The sequence below is a fragment of the Brevundimonas halotolerans genome (assembly GCF_003730275.1).
In the GTDB taxonomy this organism is placed as follows: Bacteria; Pseudomonadota; Alphaproteobacteria; order Caulobacterales; family Caulobacteraceae; genus Brevundimonas; species Brevundimonas halotolerans.
On record NZ_QTTA01000010.1, the window covers coordinates 362,713 to 387,060 of the forward strand.

Annotated in this window: 27 protein-coding genes, 1 tRNA gene and 1 pseudogene; 6 read left to right on the top strand and 23 right to left on the bottom strand. The window is 66.3% G+C overall.

Annotated elements, in window-relative coordinates; all coding sequences use genetic code 11:
- Positions 1-35 precede the first annotated feature (35 nt).
- The 4 genes from EG854_RS05210 to EG854_RS05225 all read right to left on the bottom strand — a co-directional run bounded on the left by EG854_RS05210 (position 36) and on the right by EG854_RS05225 (position 3,477).
- Positions 36-110: transfer RNA gene (locus EG854_RS05210), tRNA-Glu, on the bottom strand.
- Positions 111-180: 70 nt separating this feature from the next.
- Entirely contained in the window at positions 181-1,992 is a 1,812-nt protein-coding gene (gene recJ / locus EG854_RS05215) for a single-stranded-DNA-specific exonuclease RecJ (protein WP_123286649.1), read from the bottom strand.
- Between the two features lie 7 nt (positions 1,993-1,999).
- The gene (glpX, locus tag EG854_RS05220; protein WP_123286650.1) at positions 2,000-2,959 is read right to left on the bottom strand and encodes a class II fructose-bisphosphatase; all 960 of its coding nucleotides are present in this window, start codon (positions 2,957-2,959) and stop codon (positions 2,000-2,002) included.
- Between the two features lie 59 nt (positions 2,960-3,018).
- Positions 3,019-3,477, bottom strand: coding sequence for a hypothetical protein (locus EG854_RS05225; RefSeq protein WP_123286651.1), 459 nt, complete (start codon positions 3,475-3,477; stop codon positions 3,019-3,021).
- A 94-nt stretch (positions 3,478-3,571) separates the two neighbouring features.
- Here EG854_RS05225 and phaC point away from each other — a divergent pair, with 94 nt between their 5' ends.
- Together phaC and EG854_RS05235 are read left to right on the top strand one after the other, a co-directional pair.
- Entirely contained in the window at positions 3,572-5,533 is a 1,962-nt protein-coding gene (gene phaC, locus EG854_RS05230; protein WP_123286652.1) for a class I poly(R)-hydroxyalkanoic acid synthase, read from the top strand.
- 5 nt (positions 5,534-5,538) lie between these two features.
- Entirely contained in the window at positions 5,539-5,904 is a 366-nt protein-coding gene (locus EG854_RS05235) for a hypothetical protein (RefSeq protein ID WP_164461860.1), read from the top strand.
- Here EG854_RS05235 and msrB read toward each other — a convergent pair.
- The 5 genes from msrB to EG854_RS05260 all read right to left on the bottom strand — a co-directional run bounded on the left by msrB (position 5,901) and on the right by EG854_RS05260 (position 9,646).
- A complete protein-coding gene (gene msrB, locus EG854_RS05240) occupies positions 5,901-6,401 on the bottom strand; it encodes a peptide-methionine (R)-S-oxide reductase MsrB (RefSeq protein ID WP_123286654.1) in 501 nt (166 codons plus the stop codon). The two genes, EG854_RS05235 and msrB, sit on opposite strands and share 4 nt — an antisense overlap.
- Before the next feature lie 33 nt (positions 6,402-6,434).
- On the bottom strand, positions 6,435-7,367 hold the full coding sequence (gene argC, locus EG854_RS05245) for an N-acetyl-gamma-glutamyl-phosphate reductase (protein WP_123286655.1): 933 nt from the start codon (positions 7,365-7,367) through the stop codon (positions 6,435-6,437).
- A 697-nt stretch (positions 7,368-8,064) separates the two neighbouring features.
- Positions 8,065-8,586, bottom strand: coding sequence for a 30S ribosomal protein S9 (gene rpsI / locus EG854_RS05250; RefSeq protein ID WP_123286656.1), 522 nt, complete (start codon positions 8,584-8,586; stop codon positions 8,065-8,067).
- Between the two features lie 2 nt (positions 8,587-8,588).
- Positions 8,589-9,065, bottom strand: coding sequence for a 50S ribosomal protein L13 (gene rplM / locus EG854_RS05255; protein WP_123286657.1), 477 nt, complete (start codon positions 9,063-9,065; stop codon positions 8,589-8,591).
- A gap of 185 nt (positions 9,066-9,250) precedes the next feature.
- A complete protein-coding gene (locus EG854_RS05260; protein ID WP_123286658.1) occupies positions 9,251-9,646 on the bottom strand; it encodes a hypothetical protein in 396 nt (131 codons plus the stop codon).
- 239 nt (positions 9,647-9,885) lie between these two features.
- Here EG854_RS05260 and EG854_RS05265 point away from each other — a divergent pair, with 239 nt between their 5' ends.
- The 3 genes from EG854_RS05265 to EG854_RS05275 all read left to right on the top strand — a co-directional run bounded on the left by EG854_RS05265 (position 9,886) and on the right by EG854_RS05275 (position 13,465).
- Positions 9,886-11,469: a DEAD/DEAH box helicase gene (locus tag EG854_RS05265; RefSeq protein WP_123286659.1), complete on the top strand. Its 1,584-nt coding sequence runs from the start codon at positions 9,886-9,888 to the stop codon at positions 11,467-11,469.
- Positions 11,470-11,595: 126 nt separating this feature from the next.
- Positions 11,596-12,651: a GGDEF domain-containing protein gene (locus EG854_RS05270; RefSeq protein ID WP_123286660.1), complete on the top strand. Its 1,056-nt coding sequence runs from the start codon at positions 11,596-11,598 to the stop codon at positions 12,649-12,651.
- A complete protein-coding gene (locus EG854_RS05275; RefSeq protein ID WP_375782290.1) occupies positions 12,635-13,465 on the top strand; it encodes a lysophospholipid acyltransferase family protein in 831 nt (276 codons plus the stop codon). Before EG854_RS05270 ends, EG854_RS05275 begins: the two co-directional genes overlap by 17 nt.
- On the opposite strand, the gene EG854_RS05280 is transcribed toward EG854_RS05275, so the two are convergent.
- The 12 genes and pseudogenes from EG854_RS05280 to EG854_RS05335 form a co-directional block, all read right to left on the bottom strand.
- A complete protein-coding gene (locus EG854_RS05280) occupies positions 13,453-13,845 on the bottom strand; it encodes a HesB/IscA family protein (RefSeq protein WP_123286661.1) in 393 nt (130 codons plus the stop codon). The genes EG854_RS05275 and EG854_RS05280 overlap by 13 nt on opposite strands.
- Positions 13,846-13,849: 4 nt before the next feature.
- On the bottom strand, positions 13,850-14,236 hold the full coding sequence (locus tag EG854_RS05285; RefSeq protein WP_123286662.1) for an SUF system Fe-S cluster assembly protein: 387 nt from the start codon (positions 14,234-14,236) through the stop codon (positions 13,850-13,852).
- Between the two features lie 2 nt (positions 14,237-14,238).
- Positions 14,239-15,621, bottom strand: coding sequence for an aminotransferase class V-fold PLP-dependent enzyme (locus EG854_RS05290; RefSeq protein WP_123286663.1), 1,383 nt, complete (start codon positions 15,619-15,621; stop codon positions 14,239-14,241).
- Positions 15,600-16,661 (bottom strand): Fe-S cluster assembly protein SufD, encoded by a 1,062-nt coding sequence (sufD, locus tag EG854_RS05295; protein WP_123286664.1) that lies wholly within the window; start codon positions 16,659-16,661, stop codon positions 15,600-15,602. The genes EG854_RS05290 and sufD overlap by 22 nt, the downstream gene beginning before the upstream one ends.
- Positions 16,658-17,407, bottom strand: a complete 750-nt coding sequence (gene sufC, locus EG854_RS05300; protein ID WP_123286665.1) for a Fe-S cluster assembly ATPase SufC — start codon at positions 17,405-17,407, stop codon at positions 16,658-16,660. The genes sufD and sufC (EG854_RS05300) overlap by 4 nt, the downstream gene beginning before the upstream one ends.
- Complete coding sequence (locus EG854_RS05305; RefSeq protein WP_123286666.1) at positions 17,408-17,713, bottom strand: hypothetical protein; 306 nt, start codon at positions 17,711-17,713, stop codon at positions 17,408-17,410.
- Positions 17,710-17,970: a hypothetical protein gene (locus EG854_RS05310; RefSeq protein WP_123286667.1), complete on the bottom strand. Its 261-nt coding sequence runs from the start codon at positions 17,968-17,970 to the stop codon at positions 17,710-17,712. Before EG854_RS05310 ends, EG854_RS05305 begins: the two co-directional genes overlap by 4 nt.
- Positions 17,971-18,008: 38 nt before the next feature.
- Positions 18,009-18,125 (bottom strand): annotated as a pseudogene (gene sufC / locus EG854_RS13275) (Fe-S cluster assembly ATPase SufC); the annotation flags it as partial.
- A 2-nt stretch (positions 18,126-18,127) separates the two neighbouring features.
- Positions 18,128-18,544, bottom strand: a complete 417-nt coding sequence (locus EG854_RS05320; protein WP_164461862.1) for a hypothetical protein — start codon at positions 18,542-18,544, stop codon at positions 18,128-18,130.
- 50 nt (positions 18,545-18,594) lie between these two features.
- A complete protein-coding gene (sufB, locus tag EG854_RS05325; RefSeq protein WP_123286669.1) occupies positions 18,595-20,061 on the bottom strand; it encodes a Fe-S cluster assembly protein SufB in 1,467 nt (488 codons plus the stop codon).
- Positions 20,061-21,185, bottom strand: a complete 1,125-nt coding sequence (locus EG854_RS05330; RefSeq protein WP_123286670.1) for a cysteine desulfurase family protein — start codon at positions 21,183-21,185, stop codon at positions 20,061-20,063. The genes sufB and EG854_RS05330 overlap by 1 nt, the downstream gene beginning before the upstream one ends.
- A complete protein-coding gene (locus EG854_RS05335) occupies positions 21,182-21,676 on the bottom strand; it encodes an Rrf2 family transcriptional regulator (protein WP_123286671.1) in 495 nt (164 codons plus the stop codon). Before EG854_RS05335 ends, EG854_RS05330 begins: the two co-directional genes overlap by 4 nt.
- Positions 21,677-21,836: 160 nt before the next feature.
- Here EG854_RS05335 and EG854_RS05340 point away from each other — a divergent pair, with 160 nt between their 5' ends.
- Positions 21,837-22,487 carry an alpha/beta hydrolase gene (locus EG854_RS05340; protein WP_123286672.1) on the top strand — a complete coding sequence of 217 codons (651 nt, stop codon included), beginning with the start codon at positions 21,837-21,839 and terminating at the stop codon, positions 22,485-22,487.
- A 6-nt stretch (positions 22,488-22,493) separates the two neighbouring features.
- On the opposite strand, the gene EG854_RS05345 is transcribed toward EG854_RS05340, so the two are convergent.
- Positions 22,494-23,696, bottom strand: a complete 1,203-nt coding sequence (locus tag EG854_RS05345; RefSeq protein WP_123286673.1) for an exo-beta-N-acetylmuramidase NamZ family protein — start codon at positions 23,694-23,696, stop codon at positions 22,494-22,496.
- Positions 23,693-24,322 carry a DOMON-like domain-containing protein gene (locus tag EG854_RS05350; RefSeq protein WP_123286674.1) on the bottom strand — a complete coding sequence of 210 codons (630 nt, stop codon included), beginning with the start codon at positions 24,320-24,322 and terminating at the stop codon, positions 23,693-23,695. Before EG854_RS05350 ends, EG854_RS05345 begins: the two co-directional genes overlap by 4 nt.
- Positions 24,323-24,348 lie beyond the last annotated feature (26 nt).

Genomic DNA, 24,348 nt, shown 5'->3' on the forward strand with positions numbered 1-24,348 from the left:
TGGCGCAATAAATTTCCGATGGGGGAAACCCCGCGTGGCAGTCCCTAGGGGAATCGAACCCCTCTTTTCAGGTTGAAAACCTGACGTCCTAACCGATAGACGAAGGGACCGCTGCGCGGGAGGACGGCGATATAGCGGGCGATTCCGGCGCTTGCAACCCTCTTTGGCGAACTGAATCGATCAGGCGCGTCGCGGGTCGGCGACATCGTCGATTTCGAACTGGACGCCGCGTCGGCCATTCCAGTCGTCGGGCTTGAGACGACCGACGATATTCAGGGCGTCACCCGCCGCCAGGGCCTGACCGCTCTCCTGATCGGCACAACGCCAGGCGACCGCGCGCAGCGACCGGCCATCGGCCCCGCGCAGCAGACAACGCAAATGCCCGCCCTTCATGGGTCGCACGTCAACGGCCCGGACCCGCTCGAGCGCGAAGACCGGCTCGGGGTTACCGGGACCGAAAGGCGCCAGTTTCTCGAACGACTCGAACAGGGCCCGATCCGCCGCACCCGGCTCGATCAGGGCATCGATCAGGACAGCGTCCAGCGCGCGCGCCGCCTCGGTGTCGGTCTGGGCCGAAAGGGTCTGGTTCAGATAGTCGCGCAAGGCATCAATGCGGTCGATGCGCACCGTCAGCCCCGCCGCCATGGCGTGCCCGCCCCCCGCCAGCACTACGCCCTCGTCAAAGGCCTGCTGGACGGCACGGCCCAGGTTGTATCCCGCTTGCGACCGGCCCGAGCCCTTGCCGATGCCGTTGATGGTGTCCAGGCCGATGACCACCACGGGCTTGCGCCAGCGTTCCCGCAGACGCCCGGCGACGATGCCAACCACGCCGGGATGCCAGCCCTCGCCCGCGATGACGGCGGCAGCAACGGACGGATCCTCGACACCCATGGCCTCGCCCTGACGGACGGCGGCCTCGGTGACTTCGGCCTCGACCTCGCGCCGGGCGATATTCAGCGCATCCAGCTCGCGGGCCAGGGCCATGGCCTCGGTCGGGTCGTCGGTCGACAACAGGCGCGCGCCCAGATCGGCCCGACCGATCCGCCCACCGGCATTGATGCGCGGGCCAAGGATAAAGCCCGCATGATTGCTCTTGGCCTCGCCGGGTTCGCTGCCGGCGACGTCCAGCAGGGCCTTCAGCCCGGGGTTGGCCCAGGAGGACATGACCTGCAGCCCCAGCCGCGCCAGCGCCCGGTTGAAGCCCGTCAGGGCGGTAACGTCGCAGATGGCGCCCAGCGCCGCGAGATCCAGCCAGCGGCGCAGGTCCGGTTCGCTCCGCTCCTCGAACAGGCCGCGCCTGCGGGCCTCACGATTGAGCGCTGCCAGAAGGACGAAGACCACGCCCGCCGCCGCCAGATTGCCCTGTCCCGAGCGACAGTCGGCGCGGTTGGGGTTGACTACGGCCAGACAGGCTGGCGCCTCGCCGCGCATCAGGTGGTGGTCAATGACCACGACGCCGAGCTGGATGTCAGCCGCATGAGCCAGGGCGATTTCGGCCGCCGCGCCGCAGTCGACGGTAATGACCAGATCGGCCCCGGCGGCCTTGAGCGTGTCGAACGCCCGGGGACTGGGGCCATAGCCCTCGGTCAGGCGGTCGGGGACATAGAGGGGCAGGTCGTGGCCCATCTCGCGGAACCAGCGGACCAGCAGGGCCGCGCTGGACGCACCGTCCACGTCATAGTCGGCAAAGACATGGATGTTGGCCCGACGCTCCAGCGCATCGACGATGGCCGAGGCCGCGGCGTCCATATCGGCAAAGCTGGACGGATCCGGGAACAGGGCGCGCAGGGTCGGATCCAGGAAGTCGGCCCCCTCCTCCGGCCGGACCCCGCGTGAGGCCAGGGCACGGGCCAGCGGCTCGCCCAGACCCAGCGACTGGGCATGGGCACGGGCTACGGCCGGGTCATAGGGGCGCTCGCGCCACTGGCGCCCGGACAGCGAGCGTTCGACCCCGAGAAAAGCCGGTGTGTCAGAAGGTGCGGACCCGTCCACCGTTCCGTCAGGCCGGGCGCGAGGTGCGGATGCGGCGCACCGTGCGCGTAAAGGAGTCCATCACCAGCGTATGGGTTTCGATCCGCCCGCCGACATGACGGACTCCATCCAGCATGGCGCCCTTGGTGACGCCGGTGGCGACGAAGATGGCATCCTTCGACACCAGCTCATGCAGGTCATAGGTGCGGTCAAAGTCGGTGACGCCGGTGCGCTCGGCGCGCGCGCGCTCATCGTCGTTGCGGAAGATCAACCGGCCCTGGAAATGGCCGCCGACGCATTTCAGGGCAGCTGCCGCCAGCACGCCCTCGGGCGCCCCGCCGGATCCGAGGTACAGGTCGATCCCGGTCTCGGGCTCGGCCGTATGGATGACGCCGGCCACGTCGCCGTCGGTGATCAACAGCACCCGGGCCCCGACCTCGCGCAGGGCGGCGATCAATTCGGCGTGGCGCGGACGGTCCATGACACAGACGGTGATGTCGGATGGGCTGACCCCCTTGGCCGAGGCCAGCGAGCGGACATTGTCCTGCGGCGACATTCCCAGATCGACCGTGCCCGGGGCATAGCCGGGGCCAATGGCGATCTTGTCCATATAGGTGTCGGGCGCGTGCAGCATGCCGCCGCCCGGCGACATGGCCAGCACGGTCAGGGCATTGGCCATGGCCTTGGCCGTAAGCGTCGTGCCTTCCAGCGGGTCCAGCGCGATGTCGATGGCCGGACCTTTGCCGGTGCCGACTTTCTCGCCGATGTAGAGCATGGGGGCTTCGTCGCGCTCGCCCTCGCCGATCACGATCTTGCCGTCGATATCGAGCGCGTTCAGGGCGGTGCGCATGGCGTCGACCGCCAGTTGATCGGCGGCCTTTTCATCGCCGCGCCCGATCTGGGCATAGCTGGCGATGGCGGCCAATTCGGCGACTTCGGCGGCCTCGAACGGCAGGCTGGCGGCGTAGGGTTTGGCGTCCTGGGCCATGGGTGTCTCCTGAGGGTGCGTGACCCCTGCGGTCCGCGCCAGTTTCTTGGTGTCAGATGTCAGCGTCTGGGAACGGGCGGAGGGGCGCGGCCCCGGTCGCGCAGACCCTGGGCGAAGGCTTCGACCTCCCCCCGCGTCTGGAGGGTCGCCGGGGCGATGGGCCGCGAGGCGATGTCCTCGGCGATCCGGCGGGCGAAACCTTCGGGATCGTCGAGCGTCCAGTCGATGGCGGCGACGTCGGCAGCCGTGGCCGCCGAGGTTGTGTTGAGCGCCGCGACCTGGACCGAGACAGCGGCCGCGTCGGGGGCAGCTGTGCCCTGGCGCGGAAAGTTTCGCCATTCCGGATAGCGGCGATTCTCGTCGACGAGGGCGACGATTCGCGGCGAAAGCGGCGCGACCGTGCTGTCCGTGACGGGATCCGGCGTGGCGCAGCCGACCGCTCCTGCGGCCAGCACAGGGCCGAGGCCGACCACCGTCCACTTTTTCGTCCGCTGCGCATTCATCTCGGGCACGGTCATATGCCATGATCCCCCCGCAAGAAAGGGCAAGGACGCGATCCGGCACGCCGTAGTGATGTGCCCCTCGTGACGCCGCGCCCGACGAGAGGATTCCATGGCCAAACGCCCGACCGACTCCAGCACGCCTTCGAAGAGCGCAGGCAAGACGGCACCGGCGCGGGCGCCGCGCAAGTCGGGGCGACCGACCTCGGCCAAGCGCCCGGCGAAGCCCCGCGCCGCCAAGGCCAAACCCGAGGCGGCCCCGAAGGTGGAGGCCGAGGCCAGGGCTGCCCCCTCCCCCGCAGCCGCGCCGGATGAAGCCCTGCCTGATCTGGAAGCCCTGTCGATGAACCTGGCGCGGGCGGCGATGATGGCCCAGGCCGCCATGGCCGAATCGGCGATGAGCCAGGCGGGACGGACGCCTTCGCTGAACCCCGACCCGTTCAATGTCGGCCCGGCCATGGCCTCGGTGATGAGCGGGCTGGCAGCACGGCCGGACAAGCTGTTCCAGGCCCAGGCCGATCTGTTCTCGCGCTATATGGACCTGTGGTCCTCGACCGCCAGCCAGACGCAGGGTGTGCCGACCGCCGAGCCCCGGCCCGACAAGCGGTTCAAGGATCCGGCGTGGAGCGAGAACCCGACCTTCGACATCATGCGCCGGTCCTATCAGCTGTCGGCCGACTGGATGAATGAGTTGGTGTCGTCAGTCGAGGACATCGATCCCCGCACCAAGCGACGGGCCGAGTTCTTCACCCGTCTGTTGACCGACGCTTTTTCGCCCTCGAACTTCCTGGCCTCCAACCCGGCCGCACTGAAGGCGCTGGCCGAGAGCAATGGCGAGTCGCTGGTCAAGGGCATGCAGAACTTTGCCGCCGATATGGAGCGCGGCGGCGGCACGCTGAAGATCAGCCAGGCGGACTATGGGCGCTTCAAGGTCGGCGAGAACGTCGCCACAGCTCCGGGTCAGGTGGTCTGGCGCGACGAGTTGTTCGAACTGATCCAGTACGCCCCGGCCACGGAGCAGCAGCACCAGATCCCGCTGCTGATCTTCCCGCCCTGGATCAACAAATTCTACATCCTGGACCTGCAGCCGGCCAATTCGATGATCCGCTGGCTGTCGGCCCAGGGGTTCAGCGTGTTCGTGTGTTCTTGGGTCAACCCCGAGGCCGACAAGGCCGGATACGGCTTTGACGACTATCTGGAGAAGGGCCTCTATCGCGCCATCGACAAGGTGCGCGAGCAGTGCGGGACGGAGACGGTCAACACGGTCGGCTACTGCATCGGCGGGACGCTGATGGGGGCGGCGCTGGGCCATATGGCGGCGACGGGGCGCAAGGATGTGGGGGCGACGACGTTCTTTGCCGCCCAGCATGACTTTGCCGAGGCCGGCGACCTGCTGCTGTTCACCGATGAGCATTGGCTGGAAGAGATCGAGCGCCAGATGGACGAGGCGGGCGGCGTGCTGCCCGGCAGCGCCATGGCCGACACCTTCAATGCCCTGCGGGCCAACGATCTGATCTGGTCCTTCTTCGTCTCCAACTATCTGATGGGCAAGGACCCGCCGGTGTTCGACCTGCTGTTCTGGAATGCGGACCAGACGCGGATGCCCAAGCGGCTGCACATGGACTATCTGCGCTCGATGTACGGCCGAAATGCCCTGACGGCGGGCGAGTTCGAGCTGGGCGGGGTGCGGATCGATCTGTCGAAGGTGACGATCCCGCTCTACTTCCAGGCCAGCCGCGAGGACCATATCGCCCCGACCCGGTCGGTCTATCGCTCGGCGCGGGCCTTCTCGGGCGCGGATGTGACGCTGACGCTGGCGGGCTCCGGCCATATCGCCGGGGTGATCAACCCGCCGTCCGCGAAGAAGTATGCCCACTGGACCAATGACGCCCTGCCCGGGAGCTTCGACGACTGGATGGCGGGGTCGAAAGAGCATCCGGGCAGCTGGTGGCCGCACTGGGCCGAGTGGCTGGCGGCGCGGTCCGGACCCAAGGTCGCCGCCCGCGATCCGGAAAAGGGGCCCCTGCCCGCGATCGAGCCCGCCCCCGGCAGCTATGTGAAGGTCCGCTCGTGAGGTCGGTGGGGCCCAATCTGCTGCTGGCGATCACCACGGGCACGGCCTATGCGCTGCAGGTGCTGACGACCTCGGTCTATGGCCGGACGGACCAGACGCTGAAGTACATCCTGCTGGCTCTGTTGGTGCCCGCCCTGTTCGTGGTGATGAACGGCTGGCTGCTGAAGCGCATGGGGCGGGCGCCCCTGCCGTTGGTCCATATGGACGCGCCGAGCACGGCGATGTGGGCCTTGGTCTTTCCCCTTTTGACCCTGATCGGGGCGGCCATTCCGGTGTTCATGCCTGGCTATGACTACGGCCTGCTCATCGTCATCGCCGGGGTGTGGGTCGGCCTGACGGTGCAGTCGGCGCTGGCGGCCCGCAAGGCCTAGGCCGGCCGGAAGATCAGGGCGACGCCGTTGTTGCAATAGCGTTTTCCGGTCGGGCGCGGGCCGTCGTTGAAGACGTGACCCTGATGCCCGAGACAGCGGGCGCAGTGGTATTCGGTGCGCGGCACGCCGATCAGCCAGTCCGTCTTGGTGCCGATATTGCGGGACATGACGTCCCAGAAGCTGGGCCATCCGGTGCGGGAATCGTACTTCCAGCGCGACTCGAACAGCGGCAGTTCACAGCCCCGGCACAGGAAGGTGCCCGTGCGGCGCTCGCGGTCCAGCGGGCTGCTGTACGGGCGCTCGGTCGCCTCTTCGCGCAGCACCGCATAGGACAGGCCCGGCAGGCGTTCCCGCCACTGGGCCTCGGTCAGGCGACGAAAGGGCGAGTCGGCAAAGCGGGGATCGCCCGCGCTGGCGGTCTCGGAGGAGCACCCCGCGAGGGTCAGGCCACCAAGGCCGGCCAGCAGGGATCGACGGTGAAGGATCGGGTGGGTCATGTTCCGATATACGACGGGCCGATCCGAAAGGTTTCAGGTCAGGCCGGTGCCCTCGTCGAGGCCCAGCACGAGGTTCAGGTTCTGGACCGCTGCGCCGGAAGCCCCCTTGCCCAGATTGTCCAGCAGGGCGACGAGACGGGCCTGATGGCCGTCGCGGTCGCCGAACACGTGCAGGCGCAGGCGGTTGGTACCGTTCAGGCCCTCGGGCGTCAGGCCGGTCATGGCCTCGGTCTCCTCCAGCGGGGCTACCTCAACAAACCGTGCGCCGTCATAGGCCTCAACCAGCGCGCCATGGATGACCTCGACCGACGGCTGGGCCGGCAGGGCCGACAGGTGCAGGGGCACCTCGACCAGCATGCCCTGGCGGTAGTTGCCGACTGCGGGCGAGAACAGGACGGGACGCGAAAGTCCTGCATGTTTCGTCATTTCCGGCACATGCTTGTGCTTGAGGGTGAGGCCATAGGCCCGGAAGGGGTCGGGCGTGCCCTCTTCGAACTCGGCGATCATGGCCTTGCCGCCGCCGGAATAGCCCGAGACGGCATTGAGGCTGACCGGCCCGTCGGCGGGGATCAGGCCCGCGCGCACCAGCGGCGCGACGAGGGCCAGGAACCCGGTCGGATAGCAGCCGGGGTTGGACACGCGGGTCGAGCCGGCGACGGCCTCGCGCTGACCGGGGCGGAGCTCGGGAAAGCCATAGGTCCAGCCGGGCGCGACGCGATAGGCGGTCGAGGCATCGATCACCCGGACCGCCGGATTCTCGACCATGGCCACGGCCTCACGCGCCGCATCATCGGGCAGGCACAGGATGACGGCATCGGCGCTGTTCAAGGCCTCGCGCCGGGCCTCGGGATCACGCCTGCGGTCGCCCAGCAGGATCAGTTCGAGGTCGGATCGCCCCTCAACCCGCTCGCGGATCTCAAGGCCCGTGGTGCCGGCTTCGCCATCGATGAACAGGGTGTGGGTCATGGGAGGGTTCTAACGCGTGGATTGGAATTTGGGACTCGGGAAAATACCGTCTGAATGGTCTGAAGGATCTGGAAGGGGGCTGCCGCCAGTTGGACTTCGTCCTTCTCCCGTTGGGAGAAGGTGGCGCGGGAGCGCCGGATGAGGGGCGGCGGTATCCGTCGGCGACCGCCGTGGCAGGGACTATGCGACGGCTCACGCCGAAGGAACCGGTTAGCCCCTCACCCCCTGCCCCCTCTCAGGCTCCGCGCTGCCCTTCGGGTCCCAACGGAGAGGGGGTGAATAATACCGTCTGAACCGTCTGAACCGTCTGAATGGTCTGGAATGGCGCCTCCGCTGGTCGGGGCATCGGCAACCGGACAGTATGGACGGCACCCGGACCCGGTCCGGAAGAACGGTGCGAGAAAAGTAGAGGACGTTGAACGGGCTGGCGGTTTGCACGGCAGCCATCGCAGTCGGAGCCGCCAACCCAGCCAGCCTTCTCCCCTTGCGGGAGAAGGTGGCAGGCGAAGCCTGACGGATGAGGGGGGGCACAGGGCGGGGGTGCGGCTCATCACTTCATGCGGCAGCGTGACCCCTCATCCGCCCCCTTCTCAGTGGGCACCTTCTCCCGCAGGGGGAGAAGGGGAAGGCGACGCCCAACCAAAAAACGCCCCGGGTTTCCCCGAGGCGCCTTTTGTAGACCAGATCGTGTCGGCGCTTAGCGCTTCGAGAACTGGAAGCTGCGGCGGGCCTTGGCGCGGCCGTACTTCTTGCGCTCGACGACGCGGCTGTCGCGGGTCAGGAAGCCGTGGGGCTTCAGAACCTTGCGCAGCTCGGGTTCGTAGTGCGTCAAGGCGTGCGACAGGCCGTGGCGGATGGCGCCGGCCTGGCCCGACAGGCCCGAACCCTGGACGGTGCAGACCACGTCGAACTGGGTGGTGCGATCGGTGACGGTCAGCGGCTGGGCCACCATCATCTGCAGCACGGGGCGAGCGAAGTAGGCGTTCAGCTCCTTGCCGTTGACGGTGATCTTGCCCGAGCCGGGCTTGAGCCACACGCGGGCAATGGCGTTCTTGCGCTTGCCGGTCGAATAGGCGCGGCCCAGTGAGTCCAGTTCCTGGACGTAGGTCGGCCCGGATTCGACTTCGGAACCCATGCCCTTCAGGGCATCGAATCCGGTGGCGGCGGGCGTTCCGGCCGGGGCGGCGGTGTCGATTTCGGTATTGGTCGCGTCGGTCATGATCAGACGGTCCGGGTGTTCTTGGAGTTGGCCGACTTGAAGTCGATCGTTTCCGGCTGTTGGGCTTCGTGGGTGTGCGAGCCACCGACGAACAGGCGCAGGTGCGTCATTTGCTTGCGGGCCAGGGGGCTTTCCTTGGGCAGCATGCGCTCGACGGCCTTTTCCATGACGCGCTCGGGGAAGCGGCCATTCAGGACCTTCTCGGGGGTGGTTTCCTTGATCCCGCCCGGGTGACCGGTGTGACGGTAATAGGTCTTGTTGGTCAGCTTGGCGCCGGTGAACACCACCTTGTCGACGTTGGTCACGATGACATAGTCACCGCAATCGACGTGCGGGGTGTAGTCGGGGCGGTGCTTGCCGCGCAGGCGGTTGGCGATGAAGGTCGCGAGGCGGCCCACCACGACGCCTTCGGCGTCGATGTGGATCCACTTCTTCTCGACATCGGCCGGCTTCAGCGAAGCCGTGGTGCTCTTCAGCATGTCTGGAGGTCCTGATGGTCGGTCGGGGCCCCAGAGATGCGGAGCGCCGGAATGAAGGCGGGCTGCTACAGGACACCAGTCCGCCCGTCAATCCCCACCACGACACGCATATGCCATTAGTGCGTTGATTTTACTAAAAAATATATATGCGGTATTAAATTACCGTATAAACCGGGCGGAATTGTTCAGCTTCGGCCCCGGACCAGGGTGTTCCGGACGTGCCGGCCCAGGGGGTCACGGGCCATCCAGCTGTCGCCGATCTCGGCCTCGACGATGTCGCTGCAGAAGCGGGGCAGCATGAATCCGGGCCGGATGCGGGTCAGGCACACCTTGTTGCGGTCGACCTGCCAGCGCGCGGTAATGCGGGTGCCGTCGGAGAAGCGGCCCTCATAGCTGCCGTCCCGATTGAACCAGTGCTTGACCCAGCCGCCGTCGGGATAGTGGGACATGACCGTATTGTCGAAGGCCACAGCCATGAACGGCGGCACATCGCCGGCGCGGGTATCGCCCGCCTGCAGACCCGTGCCGGACCCCAACACCAGACCCATGGCCATCACGGCCAGCAAAAGCGGCTTGCGCATGCGCGGCCCCCCTCCCCTTCCAATCTCCCGGGGCGGACTATTAACGATCTGTTAGGTTTTGCAAGACCGCCGGCCGGTCAAATACTTGACTTCGACGTGTGGATATCTATATCCGGCCCTCGTGCTCGGGACAGGAACGGCAACGGGGCCGCCCGCACGCCCAGAGGGGCGGTTTCGTGCACAGTCGGCTCCACACGGGGGCCCGCTCTTTCTCCTGTTCCCGAACATACAAGGTTTGAATGACCGACTTTTCCCAGCTGGGCCTTTCGCCCACGACGCTGCAGGCCGTAATCGATACCGGCTACACCTCCGCCACCCCTATCCAGGCCCAGGCCATTCCGGTCGCCCTCGCCGGGCGCGATGTTCTGGGGATTGCCCAGACCGGTACGGGCAAGACCGCCGCCTTTACCCTGCCGCTGGTCGAGCGGCTGGCGTCGGGCCGGGCCAAGGCCCGGATGCCGCGCGCCCTGGTGCTGGCGCCGACCCGCGAGCTCGCGGACCAGGTGGCCGAGAGCTTTGCCAAATACGCCAAGGGCACCAAGCTGAACTGGGTGCTGCTGATCGGCGGCGTGTCGATGGGCGACCAGGTCGCGGCCCTGAACAAGGGCGTGGATGTGCTGATTGCCACGCCCGGTCGCCTGCTGGACCTGTTTGACCGCGGCAAGATGCTGCTGACCGGCGTCGAGATCATGGTCGTCGACGAAGCCGACCGCATGCTGGACATGGGCTTCATCCCGGACATCGAGAAAATCTTCAAGCTGACGCCGCCCAAGCGCCAGACGCTGTTCTTCTCGGCCACCATGCCGCCCGAGATCACCCGGCTGACCACCCAGTTCCTGAAAGACCCGACCCGGATCGAGGCCTCGCGCCCCGCCATGACGGCCGAGACCATCACCCAGTATCTGGTGCGTATTCCGGGCTCTGACCCCAAGCTGAAGCGCGAGGCGCTGCGCGCGCTGGTCGGCCGCGATGACGTCAAGAACGGCATCGTCTTCTGCAATCGCAAGTCGGAAGTGAACGTCGTCGCCAAGTCGCTGAAGCAACACGGCTTTGACGCTTCGCCGATCCATGGCGATCTGGACCAGAGCCTGCGCACCAAGACGCTGGCCGACTTCCGCTCGGGTGCGCTGAAGATCCTGGTGGCCTCGGACGTGGCCGCGCGCGGTCTGGACATTCCCGACGTCAGCCATGTGTTCAACTATGACGTCGCGCACAATGCCGACGACTATGTGCACCGCATCGGCCGCACGGGGCGTGCCGGCAAGACCGGCCAGACCTTCATGATCGTGACGCCGTCGGATGACCGCTCGCTCGACAAGGTGCTGAAGCTGATCAAGATGACGCCGGAAGAGCTGACGCTGGACCTGTCTTCGGGCGGCAAGGCCCGTCCGGCGAAGACGGAATCGGCGAAGGCCGCTGATGAGGGCGCCGCTGTAGAAAAGCCCACTCGGTCGCGTCGTCAGGCCAGCCCTGCCGTTGCTGAAGAGACCTCCGGCGAGGCCCCTGCCCACCGGTCGCGGTCGCGTCGCAAGCCCCTGAGCGAAACGGCCGAGGTGGAGACGGAAACGGCTCCGGTCGAGGTCCGGCCTGTCGACCAGCCGATTGAGGCACCGAAGCCGGAAGCCGCCGATGCCGAACCCCGCAAGCGCTCGCGCTCACGTGGTGGACGGGGTCGCAAGTCTGATGGTGCGCCGGAGGCCCGAAGCGACACGAACGCTCGCAAGGACAACGACGCCCGTAAGGACTCCGCGCCGATCAAGGCGTCGGACAGTTCGGCCTTCGGCAATGACGGCGTGCCCGCCTTCCTGCGGCGTCCCATCTGACGTCGGGCTTGATCCCCCTCACGAATCCCGGTTCTTCGACCCCGCTTAACCCGCTGTTACGCTTCGGCGGTTAGGCTTTTTAGCGTCGATCCAGAACGGGTCGGGGTACCCGGGGGGACAGGACGCATGACGGAAAAGGTCGACACCACCGTTCGGGGGCCGGAAGCCTATGGCCTGGCCCGGCGCGTGCTGGACGACATGGAAGCGGCCGGCGTCTGGCCGACCCCCGTCAACTTCGAGCTGTGGCTGCACTATGTCGGCGATCCGGAGGGCGCGCTGGGCCGCGAAATCCGGCGCATCCTGGCAACCAAGGAGCCCTTTTCGGAGTCGACCTCGGAGATGCTGGCCTCGGAATATCTGCCGCGCGGCCGCCTGAGCGAGGAAATCCGCGATGCGGGGCGCCTGCTGGACAAGGAACTGTCCTCGGTCGCCAGCACCATCGCCAATACCCACAAGGCGCAGGCCGAGTACGGCGCCACCCTGGCCGACGCCTCCGGCAAGATGGACGGGGTCGAAAACGCCGAGAGCCTGAAATCACTGGTCAGCACGCTGGCCGACGCGACCCACAAGGCGCAGACCCAGAACAGCACGCTGGAAAAGAAGCTGGAAAGCTCGACCCGCGAAGTGGCCAAGCTGCGCGAGCACCTGGAGCAGGTGCGGCGCGATGCCATGACCGACGCCCTGACCAATCTGGCCAATCGCAAGGCCTTTGACGAACATCTCGAAGGCTCGGTCGACGCGGCCCATGCAAACGGCAAGGCCCTGACGCTGGCGGTCATCGACATCGACCATTTCAAACGCTTCAACGACACTTGGGGTCATCAGACCGGCGACCAGGTGCTGCGCTATGTGGCCAGTGTGCTGGGCCGGACGGCCAAGTCACCGCGCCTCGCCGCCCGCTATGGCGGGGAAGAGTTCGCCATCATCTTCCCCGACGAGAACACTGCGGCCGTCGAGAAGGCGCTGAACGGGGTGCTCAAGGAAATCTCGTCGCGCGCCCTGCGGCGCCGGTCGACGAATGACGAGCTGGGGGCGGTGACCATTTCGGCCGGCTTTGCCCGCCTGCGTCCCGAAGAGACCGCCGCCTGCCTGCTGGAGCGGGCCGATGCGGCCCTCTATGCCTCCAAGCGAGGCGGCCGGAACCGGGTGACCAACGCGGACCAGCTTGAACAGGCTGCCTGATATTCCCGCCGAGGGGCGCCTCGCCCCGTTCAGCCGCCCGCGCAGCCTCGCCTTCGCGGCGGCCTATTGGACCCTGTCGATCGTCTATTGCCTCGCCGCCGTGATCGCAGCCGTGCTGCCGGGGCGCAAGGCGACCGGCTGGATCATCCGGCGCTATGTGCGGCGCATGGTGCAGGCCATGCGGCTGCTGGCCGGGATCCGAACCGAGGTGCGCGGGCGTGAGCGCCTGCCCGACGGCGGCTTTATCGTTGCGGCCAAACACCAGAGCTGGGGAGACGGCTATACGGTCTATGACCAGTTTCCGGACCTGGCCTTCGTCACCGGCGACCACCTCGAGAAATTCCCGCTGATGAGTACGGTGCTGCGCAAGCTGGGCGCCATTGTGGTCAACAACTGCGGCGGCCACGAAGCGCGGGCGGCGCTGAAGCGTCGGGCGGCGGACGCCCACGCCGAGGGGCGCCGGATCCTGATCTATCCCGAGGGCAATCTGGCCAAGGTCGGGGAGAAATTCCGCTATCGCAGCGGCGTCTGGCATATGTACCGCGACTTCGACATGCCGGTCGTACCGGTGGCGACCAATCTGGGCCTGTTCTGGCCGCAGGAGCAGTTCCTGAAACACCCGGGGACAGCGACGATCGAATTTCTTGAGCCCCTGCCGACCGGTCTGGGCAAGGAGGAATTCATGGCCGGGCTGGAAGCGGCGATCGAGGGCCGCACCGCAGAACTGGTCGCCGAAGCAACCGGTCAGCCGGTCACGCCTGCCGTACAGGTGCCGACCCCGGATGAGTTACGCAAGGCCGCTCAGGCGTCCTGAGCCACCGGGGTGATGGTGACGCTCTCGCCGCAGCCGCAGGCGTCGGTCTGGTTCGGATTGCGAAACACGAATTTCGAAGCCAGGTCGGTGACCTGAAAGTCGATCTCGCTGCCGATCAGGAACAGGATGGCCTTGGGGTCGATCAGCACTTTCGCCCCCATGTCTTCCACCACCTCGTCCAGCGGCTCGACGCGTTCGGCGTACTCAACGGTATATTCCTGACCCGCGCAGCCGCCGTTCTTGACGCCGATGCGCAGACCCGCGCACGGGCCCGAGGCCGCCTCGGTCAGCTGGCGGATGCGGGCGGCGGCGGCCTCGGTCAGGCGAACGGCCTGGGGGCGCGGACGGCGGGCGGGGCGTGTGGCGGTCAGATCGGTCATGGGCCTAGAACATATTGAGGGCCAGTTTGGCCTCATCGCTCATCTTGGAGGGATCCCACGGCGGGTCGAACACAAGATTGGCCCTGGCCGAGCGAATGCCCTCGACCGTCATGACAGCGTCCTCGACCCAGCCGGGCATTTCTCCGGCGACGGGACAGCCGGGCGCGGTCAGGGTCATTTCGACCAGCACGTCCTTGTCATCGGAAACGTCGACCTTGTAGATCAGGCCCAGCTCATAGATGTCGACCGGGATTTCCGGGTCGAACACGGTCTTCAGCGCCGTGACCAGATCGTCGGTCAGGCGGTCGAGCTCGGCCTGGCTGAGGGCGCTCTTTTGCGGGGCGTCCCAGCTCTCGGCGAAATCGGCGCTTTTGGTGATGGCGTCGTCCATGACTAAACGAAAAATTCCCTGGCCTTGATGAGAGCGGCGGCGAAGGCGTCGGCGTCCTCCACTGTATTATATAGGGCGAAACTGGCCCGCGTGCTTGAGGTCAGGCCAAATCGGGTGGCCAGCGGCTCGGCGCAGTGCAGACCGGCGCGCACCGCCACGCCATAGCGGTCCATGATCTGGGCGATGTCGTGGGCGTGGGCGCCGTCGACGGTGAAAGTGAAGATGGCCCCCTTGCCGGGCGCCGTGCCGATCTCGGTCAGCCAGTTGAGGCCCGACAGGCGCTCGCGCACCCGCTCCAGCAATGCAGCCTCATGCGCCTGGACCGCTGCCCGGTCGTAGGTGGAGTACCACGTCAGGGCGGCCCCCAGACCGATGGCCTCGAGGATCGGCGGGGTGCCGGCCTCGAACCGCTGGGGCGGCTTTGCATAGGTGACGCGGTCCTCGCTGACCGACTGGATCATCTCGCCCCCGCCCTGATACGGCGGCAGGGACTCCAGCGCTTCGGCGGTGCCATAGAGGGCACCGATGGCGGTCGGGCCGAACAGTTTGTGGCCGGTCAGGACATACCAGTCGCAGCCCATGGCCTGAACGTCCGGGTCGGCATGGACCGCACCCTGACAGCCGTCGACCAGCACCCGGGCCCCGGCGGCGTGCGCCAGACGGACGATGTCGGCCACCGGATTGAGGGTGCCCAGCACATTGGACATATGGGTGACGGCGACGACCCTGGTCTTCGGGCCCAGCAGCTCGGCATAGGCCTCCATGTCGAGGGTGCCGTCGTCCTTGACCGGGATCCACTTCAGCACCGCGCCATGGCGCTCGCGCAGCATGTGCCAGGGCACGATGTTGGAGTGGTGCTCCATCTGGCTGACGAGGATCTCGTCGCCGGGCTGGAGGGACTGGCCAACACCGGCGGCGACCAGATTGATCGCCTCGGTGCCGCCCCGGGTCCACACGATCTGGTCGGCGGAAGTAGCATTCAGATAGCGGGCGACGGTCTCGCGGGCGGCCTCGAAGGCCTCGGTCGTTTCATTGGCCAGGGTGTGCAGGCCGCGGTGGACATTGGCATAGCTACCCTCCATCGCCGCCGTCAGGGCGTCGATCACCGCGCGCGGCTTTTGCGCCGAGGCGGCCGAGTCCAGATAGACCAGCGGCTTGCCGTTCACCTGCCGCGACAGGATCGGGAACTGGGCCCGGACGGCGTGGACGTCGAAGTCTACTGATCCTCCCCTGCTTGCGGGGGAGGGGGACCGCGAAGCGGTGGTGGGGGCGGACCCAGCGGCGGCGTTTGAAGTCGCCCCCTCCACCGCCGTTCCGGCGGTCCCCCTCCCCCGTTCCGCTGCGCTACCCGGGGGAGGAGCTATCACGAGCTTTCCATCAGCCATGTGCGGACCTCCTCTCGCGCACCCTCGTGCTCGATGCGGTCGACGACCTCGAACAGGAAGGCGCGGGTCAGAAGCGCCCTCGCCTCCTCCGCCGACAGGCCGCGCTGCTGCATGTAGAACAGGGCGCTTTCGTCCAGATTACCGACCGTATTGCCGTGGGCGCACTGGACGTCGTCGGCATAGATGATCAGCTCGGGCTTGGCATCGACCTCACCCCGGTCTGAAAGGATCAGGGCGTGATGACCCATGCGGGCATCGGTGCCGTCGGCCCCGCGCTCGACCACGATCTTGCCCTGAAAGACGCCGCGCGCCGTGTCGCGCACCACGCCCTTGATCAGCTGCGAGGTCTGGCCGTCGGGCCCGGCGTGGGTGACGATGCTGGTCAGGTCGGCATGGCGATCCCCGGTCAGGGCATAGAGGCCGTCGGCACGAACGGTCGCGCCGTGACCGGGGTGGGTCACGTTCGTTTCGAAACGTTGGAGTTTCGCGCCCGTGGTCAGGATGGTTTGATTGAACTCCGAACCCTCGCTCAACGTCACATCAGCACGGGAAATAGAGATGGCTTCGGCGGTGTCATCGGCCAGAACGATCCGGTCAAGACGACCGCCTTCGAGGACAACGAAGTTGATCGCAGCGTTGGCGATATATGCGCCTGCCCGGCCCTCATAGCTTTCAAGCAGCACGACATGATCATTTGGGCCGACTGTGTAGCCCAACGACGCCTGCCAACCACCAAAGGCGCTATCACTCACGAAGCGAATGGCATCTAGCAAGGGAGCATCAGGACGGACCGTCAGTCCCTTCCTGCCAAATCCCTTCAGTAAATTGTCGCCTTCATGGGTCCGACCGTTGCCAAAAGTCTGGTATTCATTGGTGCAGAGCGCCCGGAACGGCCCGCCGTCGACCTCCACATCGATACGCTCCGCCGCAGCAGGCACCTCCCGAAGGTATCGGCGTACATCAGTGTACTTCCACTGCTCGACCCGCCGTGACGGGAAGCTGGAGACGTCGTTCAGGTCGATCCGGGTAGCGAGGTTCAAGCCGCCACCGGAAGGTATTTGTCATACCCTTCCGCCTCGAGCTGGTGCGCCAGCTCCGGGCCGCCCGAGGCGACGATCTTGCCAGCGGCCAGCACATGCACCTTGTCCGGTTTGATGTAGTCCAGCAGGCGTTGATAGTGGGTGATGACCAGCATGGACCGCTCGGGTCCGCGCAGGGCGTTCACGCCGTCGGCGACGATCCGCAGGGCGTCGATGTCGAGGCCGGAGTCCGTCTCGTCGAGGATCAGCAGAGACGGCTCCAGCAGGGCCATCTGCAGGATCTCCATCCGCTTCTTCTCGCCGCCCGAGAAGCCGACATTCAGGGGCCGCTTCAGCATGTCGAAGTCCATCTTCAGGGCTTTCGACGCGGCCTTGACCTGCTTCAGGAACTCGGGCGCGGAGACCTCGGCCTCACCGCGCGCGCGCTTCTGGGCATTCAGCGCCGTGCGCACGAAAGTCAGGGCCGGAACGCCGGGGATCTCGATCGGATACTGGAACGACAGGAACACGCCCTTCGCCGCCCGCTCGGCCGGGTCGAGACCCAGCAGGTCCTCGCCGCGCCAGGTGACGGTGCCCTCGGTCGCCTCATAGCCGGGACGTCCCGAAACGGCATAGCCGAGCGTCGACTTGCCCGCGCCATTGGGGCCCATGATGGCATGGACCTCGCCCGCCGGGACGTCGAGCGTCAGGCCCTTGAGGATGGGGGTGTCGGCGACAGAGACGTGGAAGTTGGAAATGGAGAGCATTCAGTGGGACTCGGGTAAGGGGAAAACGCGGCCAAGGTCCTGACGGGCGTCGTAGAACGACACGATCACGACCTCATCCTGCAAAACCTGAAAAACGACGATCTTGTGCCAGCGTAGCAGGCTGGCCTCGCGCAAGCCTTTCCAGCGGGACGGACGATAGGAGAATGGATGTGCGCCGGTCCTGAGCGACAGGGCCTCGCTTTCCGAGAGGGCGCGATCGGTCAGGCGTGTGTCCTGGGCCTCCAGTCCATCCAGCCAGTCGCGTTGCGCGCTGCGAGCTTCCTGCGACCATCGCACGCGCCTCATCGCTTGTAGCGGGCCTTGAGCTCATCAAAGACCTCTGAATGATCATAGAGACGACCGGCCGCAACATCCTCCAGTCCACGCCTTATGGAAGCCGCCTGCTCTTCGGTCAGCGAGGCCCCGGCCTGCCCCTCATGGTCGGCGGCAACCTGCTCTGCCGCCGAGGCAATGAACTCTTCGAGCGACATGCCGATCTCGGCCGCCGCACGCTTCAGACGATCCGCAGCGTCAGCATCAAAGGGAATGGCTATGGTTTCCATCAGACAGTCCTCCGGTGACGCAGCATCTTATCATAGTGGCCCCCACCCGTCGGACCCGTGACCACGTGCACCTCACCCGCCGGAACGTCGAGCGTCAGGCCCTTGAGAACGGGGGTGTCACCGACGGCGACGTGGAGGTTGGAGACGGAGAGCATTGCTAAAGAGCCTTGGGATTTAAACCGATTGGAATTTCGTCATATCCCTCAATGTCAAGCCAAGCTCCTGCCGCCTCATTCAAGGCTGATCGAGCATTTACGGCATGAGGAAACCCGCGAGAAAGTTCGGTCCACATTTCGCGCGCTTTGGCTCTGAGTCTCAGCGAATTCCCGGCTCTCAACGTGTGGACCCAAACCATAAGACCCGAGGCCACTTGTGGAATGCCCTGCTTCTGAAGTCCGTGAACTACTTTCACGAGAGAGCTAACAGCGGTCGGATTCAGCGCATGAAAAACTAAGGGGTCCATCAAGTCGTAGCCTTGATCCTCCAACTCGTTCCGCCAACTAGCCGCCTGCGCGACCACGAAGCCAAGCTCGTCAGCATCCACCGCCTTCAATCCATCGACGAAGGTTTGCATCTCCTTGAGCTGCACTCCCTCCCAGAAGTTCGCCATTAGACGCCCGAACACTAGCCCACACTCCCCTCGAGACTGATCGCCACCAGCTTCTGGGCCTCGACGGCGAACTCCATGGGAAGTTTCTGCATGACATCGCGGACGAAGCCGTTGACCAGCAGGGCCACGGCCTCTTCCTCCGACAGGCCGCGTTGCTGGGCGTAGAACAGCTGGTCGTCGGACAGGCGGGTGGTGGTTGCCTCGTGCTCCAGCTGGGCCGAGCTGTTCTTCGCCTCGATGTACGGAATGGTGTGCGAGCCGCAGTCCTTGCCGATCAGCAGGCTGTCGCACTGGGTGAAATTGCGCACGCCCGTCGCCTTCGGGTGCACCGACACCAGGCCGCGATAGGTCGAGTCCGACTTCCCGGCCGAGACGGCCTTGGCGATGATCCGGCTTTTCGAATTCTTGCCGAGGTGGATCATCTTGGTGCCGGTGTCGGCCTGCTGGTGGCCGTTGGTGATGGCGATGGAATAGAATTCGCCCGAGCTCTCCTCGCCCTTGAGGATGCAGGACGGATACTTCCACGTCACCGCCGAGCCGGTCTCGACCTGGGTCCAGCTGACCTTCGAGCGGTCGCCGCGGCAGTCGGCACGCTTGGTGACGAAATTATAGATGCCGCCCTTGCCCTCGGCGTCGCCGGGGTACCAGTTCTGGACCGTCGAATATTTGATCTCGGCGTCGTCCAGCGCGACCAGCTCGACCACGGCGGCGTGCAGCTGGTTCTCGTCGCGCATCGGGGCGGTGCAGCCCTCCAGATAGGAGCAATAGCTGCCCTTGTCGGCGATGATCAGGGTGCGTTCGAACTGGCCGGTCTGGGACGCGTTGATGCGGAAATAGGTGGACAGCTCCATCGGGCAGCGCACGCCCGGCGGGATGTAGACGAAGCTGCCGTCCGAAAAGACCGCGCTGTTCAGGGCGGCGAAATAGTTGTCCGAGACGGGCACGACCGAGCCCAGATACTGGCGCACCAGATCGGGGTATTCGCGCAGGGCCTCGGAGATCGGCATGAAGATGACGCCGACCTTGGCCAGCTCGGCCTTGAAGGTGGTGACGACCGAGACGCTGTCGAACACGGCGTCCACGGCGTAGCGCGGGGCGCCCTCGACGCCGGCCAGCACGGCTTGTTCCTTCAGCGGGATGCCCAGCTTTTCGTAGACGGCCAGCAGTTCGGGATCGACCTCGTCGAGGCTCTTCGGCCCCTCCTTCTTTTTCGGCGCGGCGTAGTAGAACAGCTCCTGATAGTCGACCGGCTCATATTTGACCGAGGCCCAGGTGGGTTCCTCCATGGCCAACCAGCGCTCATAGGCGGCCAGGCGCCACTCCAGCATCCAGTCCGGCTCGCCCTTTTTCTCCGAGATGAAACGGACGATGTCGGCATTCAGGCCACGCGGGGCGTATTCGGTGTCGATGTCGCTTGTGAAGCCATGCGCGTATTTTTCCAGCGCGGCGACGGCGTCGACGGTTTCCTTGACGGCGGCCATCAGGCGATCTCCCCGACGGGTTGGCGGGCGCGCAGGCGGGCGCGGGCCTCGCACCAGGCGTCGGCAAAGGTCTGCCAGTCGCTCTCGACCGTGCCCCAGCCGCCCGAGACGCGGATGGCGAAGGTGGCCAGCGGCTCCAGCCCCATGGCGACCATGGTTTTCGACGGTTTGGTCTTGCCCGAGGAACAGGCGCTACCCGCCGAGACCATGACGCCCTTGAGGTCGAGGCTGATCAACTGTTGCGGGCTGTCCCAGCCGTCCGTGGCGACGAACAGGGTGTTGGGCAGGCGGGGTGCGCCCTCGCCGACCACCACCGCGCCCTCGGCCTTGAGGCGTTCGGCGGCGGCGTCGCGCCAGGCGCTATGGTCGTGCGCGAGGTCACGCGCGGCGCATTCGGCGGCCACACCAAAGGCGGCGATGCCGGGGACATTTTCGGTGCCGGCGCGCAGGCCGCGCTCCTGCCCCGCGCCGTGCAGGATGCGCACGGCGCTGCGGCCCGGGGCCAGCACCAGGGCGCCGACGCCCTGCAGTCCGCCCAGCTTGTGCCCGGACAGGGTCAGGGAGTCTGCGGCCAGGTCGGCCATGGAGACCGCGATCTTGCCCGCCGACTGGATGGCATCGACGTGCAGCCAGCCGTCGGCGGCGGCGACCAGCGCGCGGGCCTCGGCGATGGGCTGGATGACGCCGCTTTCATTATTGGCGTGGTGGATGCCGACCATGGCCCGGCCCGGACGTTTCAGCGCCCCGGCCAGCCATTCCAGATCGACCTGACCGTTGGCATCGACCGGCAGGGTCTCGACCGGGACCGACGACATGGCCGCGGTCTCGGCGACGCAGGGATGTTCGGTGGCCGAAACGATCAGCCGCTCACAGCCCGCCGCGATGGCGCTGGCGAGCGCCTGGGCGTTCGACTCAGTGCCGCCAGAAGAGAAGATCACCGCGCTGGTGTCGACCCCGACCAGATCGGCGACGCGGGTGCGGGCGGTCTCGATATGGGCGCGGGCGCGGCGGCCCCGGGCGTGGACAGCGTTGGGATTGCCACCCTCGGCCATGATCTGGGTGACCAGGGCCTGGACCTCGGGCCGGATCAGGGCGGAGGCGTTGTAGTCGAGATAGACGGTCATGCGGCGGCTCCCACGCCGGGCGCGGATACAGACGGAGAGCAGGCCACACGACGGCGGCTGCCGGTGCGGTTCAGGACCACATCTTCCAGCGACACCCCGGCCAGATAGGCGTGGATCTCGGCGCCGAGGTCTTCCCAGAGGTTATGGGTGATGCAGCGCTCGCCCGAGGCCATACAGCCGCGCGGCGAGGCGTGGGCGACGCAGCGGGTGGCGCGGATCGGCTCATCGACGGCCAGCACGATATCGGCGACGACCGTCTCGTCCGCCGGTTTGGCCAGACGATAGCCGCCACCGGGCCCGCGTACGCTTTTCACCAGTCCGCAGCGGCGCAGGCGGGCGAACAGCTGTTCCAGATAGCTGAGGGAAATCTCTTGCCGCTGGGCGATTTCGGACAAGGAGACAGAGCGGTCAGACCCGTCGAGCGCACGACCGTTGCGGGCCAGATCGGCCATCGCCATCACCGCATAGCGTCCCTTCGTCGACAGTCGCATCCCGCACCTTCAAAAATACCGCGCAGAGGCGACGAGGTATGTTAGAACCCGCGCCTTCGCCGCCGCGCCCATTGGGTACCGGCACTTAGAAAGTCCTACTACAGCAGTCAAGTATTCGCCCGACCGCTGTGACCTTTTGAACCGGATGGTTTGAAGACACATGCCTGAAGTGATTTTGCCGGGTGCCTCCGGTCGTCTCGAAGCCCGCTATTCCCCCGGCAAGCGCCCCGATGCCCCGATCGCGCTGATCCTGCATCCGCACCCCAAGGCCGCCGGCCACATGAACAATCCGGTAGTGGTGACGCTGTTCCAGCTGTTCCAGCAGCGGGGCTTTGCCACCCTGCGCTACAACAGCCGCGGCGTCGGCAAGTCGCAGGGCGAGTTCGACTCGGGCATCGGCGAGCTGGCGGATGCCGCCACCGCGCTGGACTGGCTTCAGGCCGAGAACCCCGCCGCCAGCCAGACCTGGGTCGCGGGCTATCAGTTCGGCGCCTATATCGGCATGCAGCTGTTGATGCGCCGGCCCGAGACGGACGGCTTCATCTCGGTGTCGCCGCCGTCCAACATCTATGATTTTTCCTTCCTGGCCCCCTGCCCGGCCTCCGGCCTGTTCCTGCACGGGACGGCCGACACCATCGTGCCGCCGGTCGAGGTCGAGCGCGTGGTCAACAAGCTGCGCACCCAGAAGGGCATCGTCATCGACTATGAGCTGGAGGACGGGGCCACCCACTTCTGGCAGGACCACATCGGTGCCGTCGACCGCCGCGTCGCCGCCTATCTGGACAAGCGGCTGGAAGAACGCCCGGCGTAAGGCCGCTCAGTAGATCAGGAACGCCTTGCGCGTTTCCGCCCACGCCGCTTCATCCGGCGTGGCGATGGCGTCGAGGTCGCCCGCCTCGGCCCCCGCGTCGTCCACCCACTCCCTGAGCGACCGGCCGCCGTTGATCACATCGATCGGTAGCTTGCCGAACGCATATTCGTACGGAAAATCCCGCCACAGGTCGTAGTCGGGCCAGAGGGCCCGGATGGCCTTGAAGCCCAGCGCCTGGACCCGCCAGGGGCGGAAGGCGGCGTGGTCATAGTGCGGGCCTTCGACGTGAATCTGCACCCCGTGGCACAGCTGGCCAACGTGTTTGTGGAAGGTCGGCTGGAACCACATTTCGCGGAGGGTACACCCGGCCAGCCAGTCGGGGGCTCGGCGCTGCATCTCGGCGATTGCGGCGCGGGCGTCGATGTCGGGGGCGCCGAACAGTTCCAGCGGGCGGGTGGTGCCGCGCCCTTCGGACAGGGTGGCGCCCTCCAGCATGACCGTGCCGGCATAGGTGCGGGCCATGCTGAGCGTCGGCGCATTGGGGCTGGGGTTGATCCACGCCCGCTCCAGCAGCGGCCAGCCGTAGCCGGGCGCGGCGTCAATGGCATAGCCCTGCATCTCGATGACGCGGTAATCCACGTCGAGCTTGAAATGGTCGATGAACCAGTGGCCCAGCTCGCCCATGGTCAGGCCGTGGCGCATGGGCATGGGGCCGGCCCCGACGAAACTCTCATAGCCGGGCTGCAGCAGGGTGCCCTCGACCGGGCGACCGGCGGGGTTGGGGCGGTCCAGCACCCAGACCGTCTTGCCATGCTTCTGCGCGGCTTCCAGCACATACAGCAGGGTCGTCACATAGGTGTAGATGCGACAGCCAAGGTCCTGCAGGTCGATCAGGATGACATCGAAGGTGTCCATCCATTCGTCCCTCGGACGGCGGACCTCGCCATACAGGCTGAACACCGGAAAGCCGTGCACCGGATCGCGATAGTCCGGGCTCTCCATCATATTGTCCTGCAGGTCGCCCTTCATGCCGTGCTGGGGACCGAAGGCGGCGGTGATGTCGATGTCCGGGCAGGCGACCAGGGCGTCGATGGCATGGGTCAGGTCTTCGGTCACCGAGGCCGGATGGGCCAGCAGGGCCACGCGACGGCCCTTGAGCGGGGCACGCAGGTCCGGTTCGGACAGCAGGCGGTCGAGACCGGTCTTCATGAGAGCTCCAGCACGAACGAGTCGGGATGATGAAAGTCGGGCTTATCCGACGGATGCGCCAGCGCCCAGTAGCTGAGCGAGCCATCGCTCGCCTCGATCACGGCGGAGAGGGCGATGCGATCAATGTGGGGCCATTCGGGCCAGTGGAGGATGGCGTCCAGCTCGAACGCGCCACCTGCCTGTTCCGACCGGATCACCTGGACATGACCATCAAGGTTCCCCCCCCCTTCACGATAGCTGCTGAAGTGGTAGGCAGCCCACTGCCCTGAGGGCGAGATGTTGAATTCGGCGTAGCTGCCGTCACGAAGCTGCGCGAAGACCTCAAAGCAGGTCGTGCGCCAAAGCCCGTCGGCTCGCCCAAGATCAGGGTCCGACGCCGTCAGCGGGTTTGCCTTCTTGCCATTTCTGTTTGCGACAAAGGCTGCCGCATAGTCAGCGCTTCGCCGAGCATGGGTGGCTGCAATCGAGTCCAGCCATTCCGGAAGCACGACCTGGCCTCCGAAACCGCTCAGCCGAAAGCTGACATGGATCCAGCTCCGCCCTTCGATATCGAACTCAACCGTGATCGCTTCCGAGTTATGAAAGCCGGACGCACCGAAGGCGGACAGGGCAGCATTCAGGATCATGGTTGCGCGCTCGGTTCGCCTAGCCA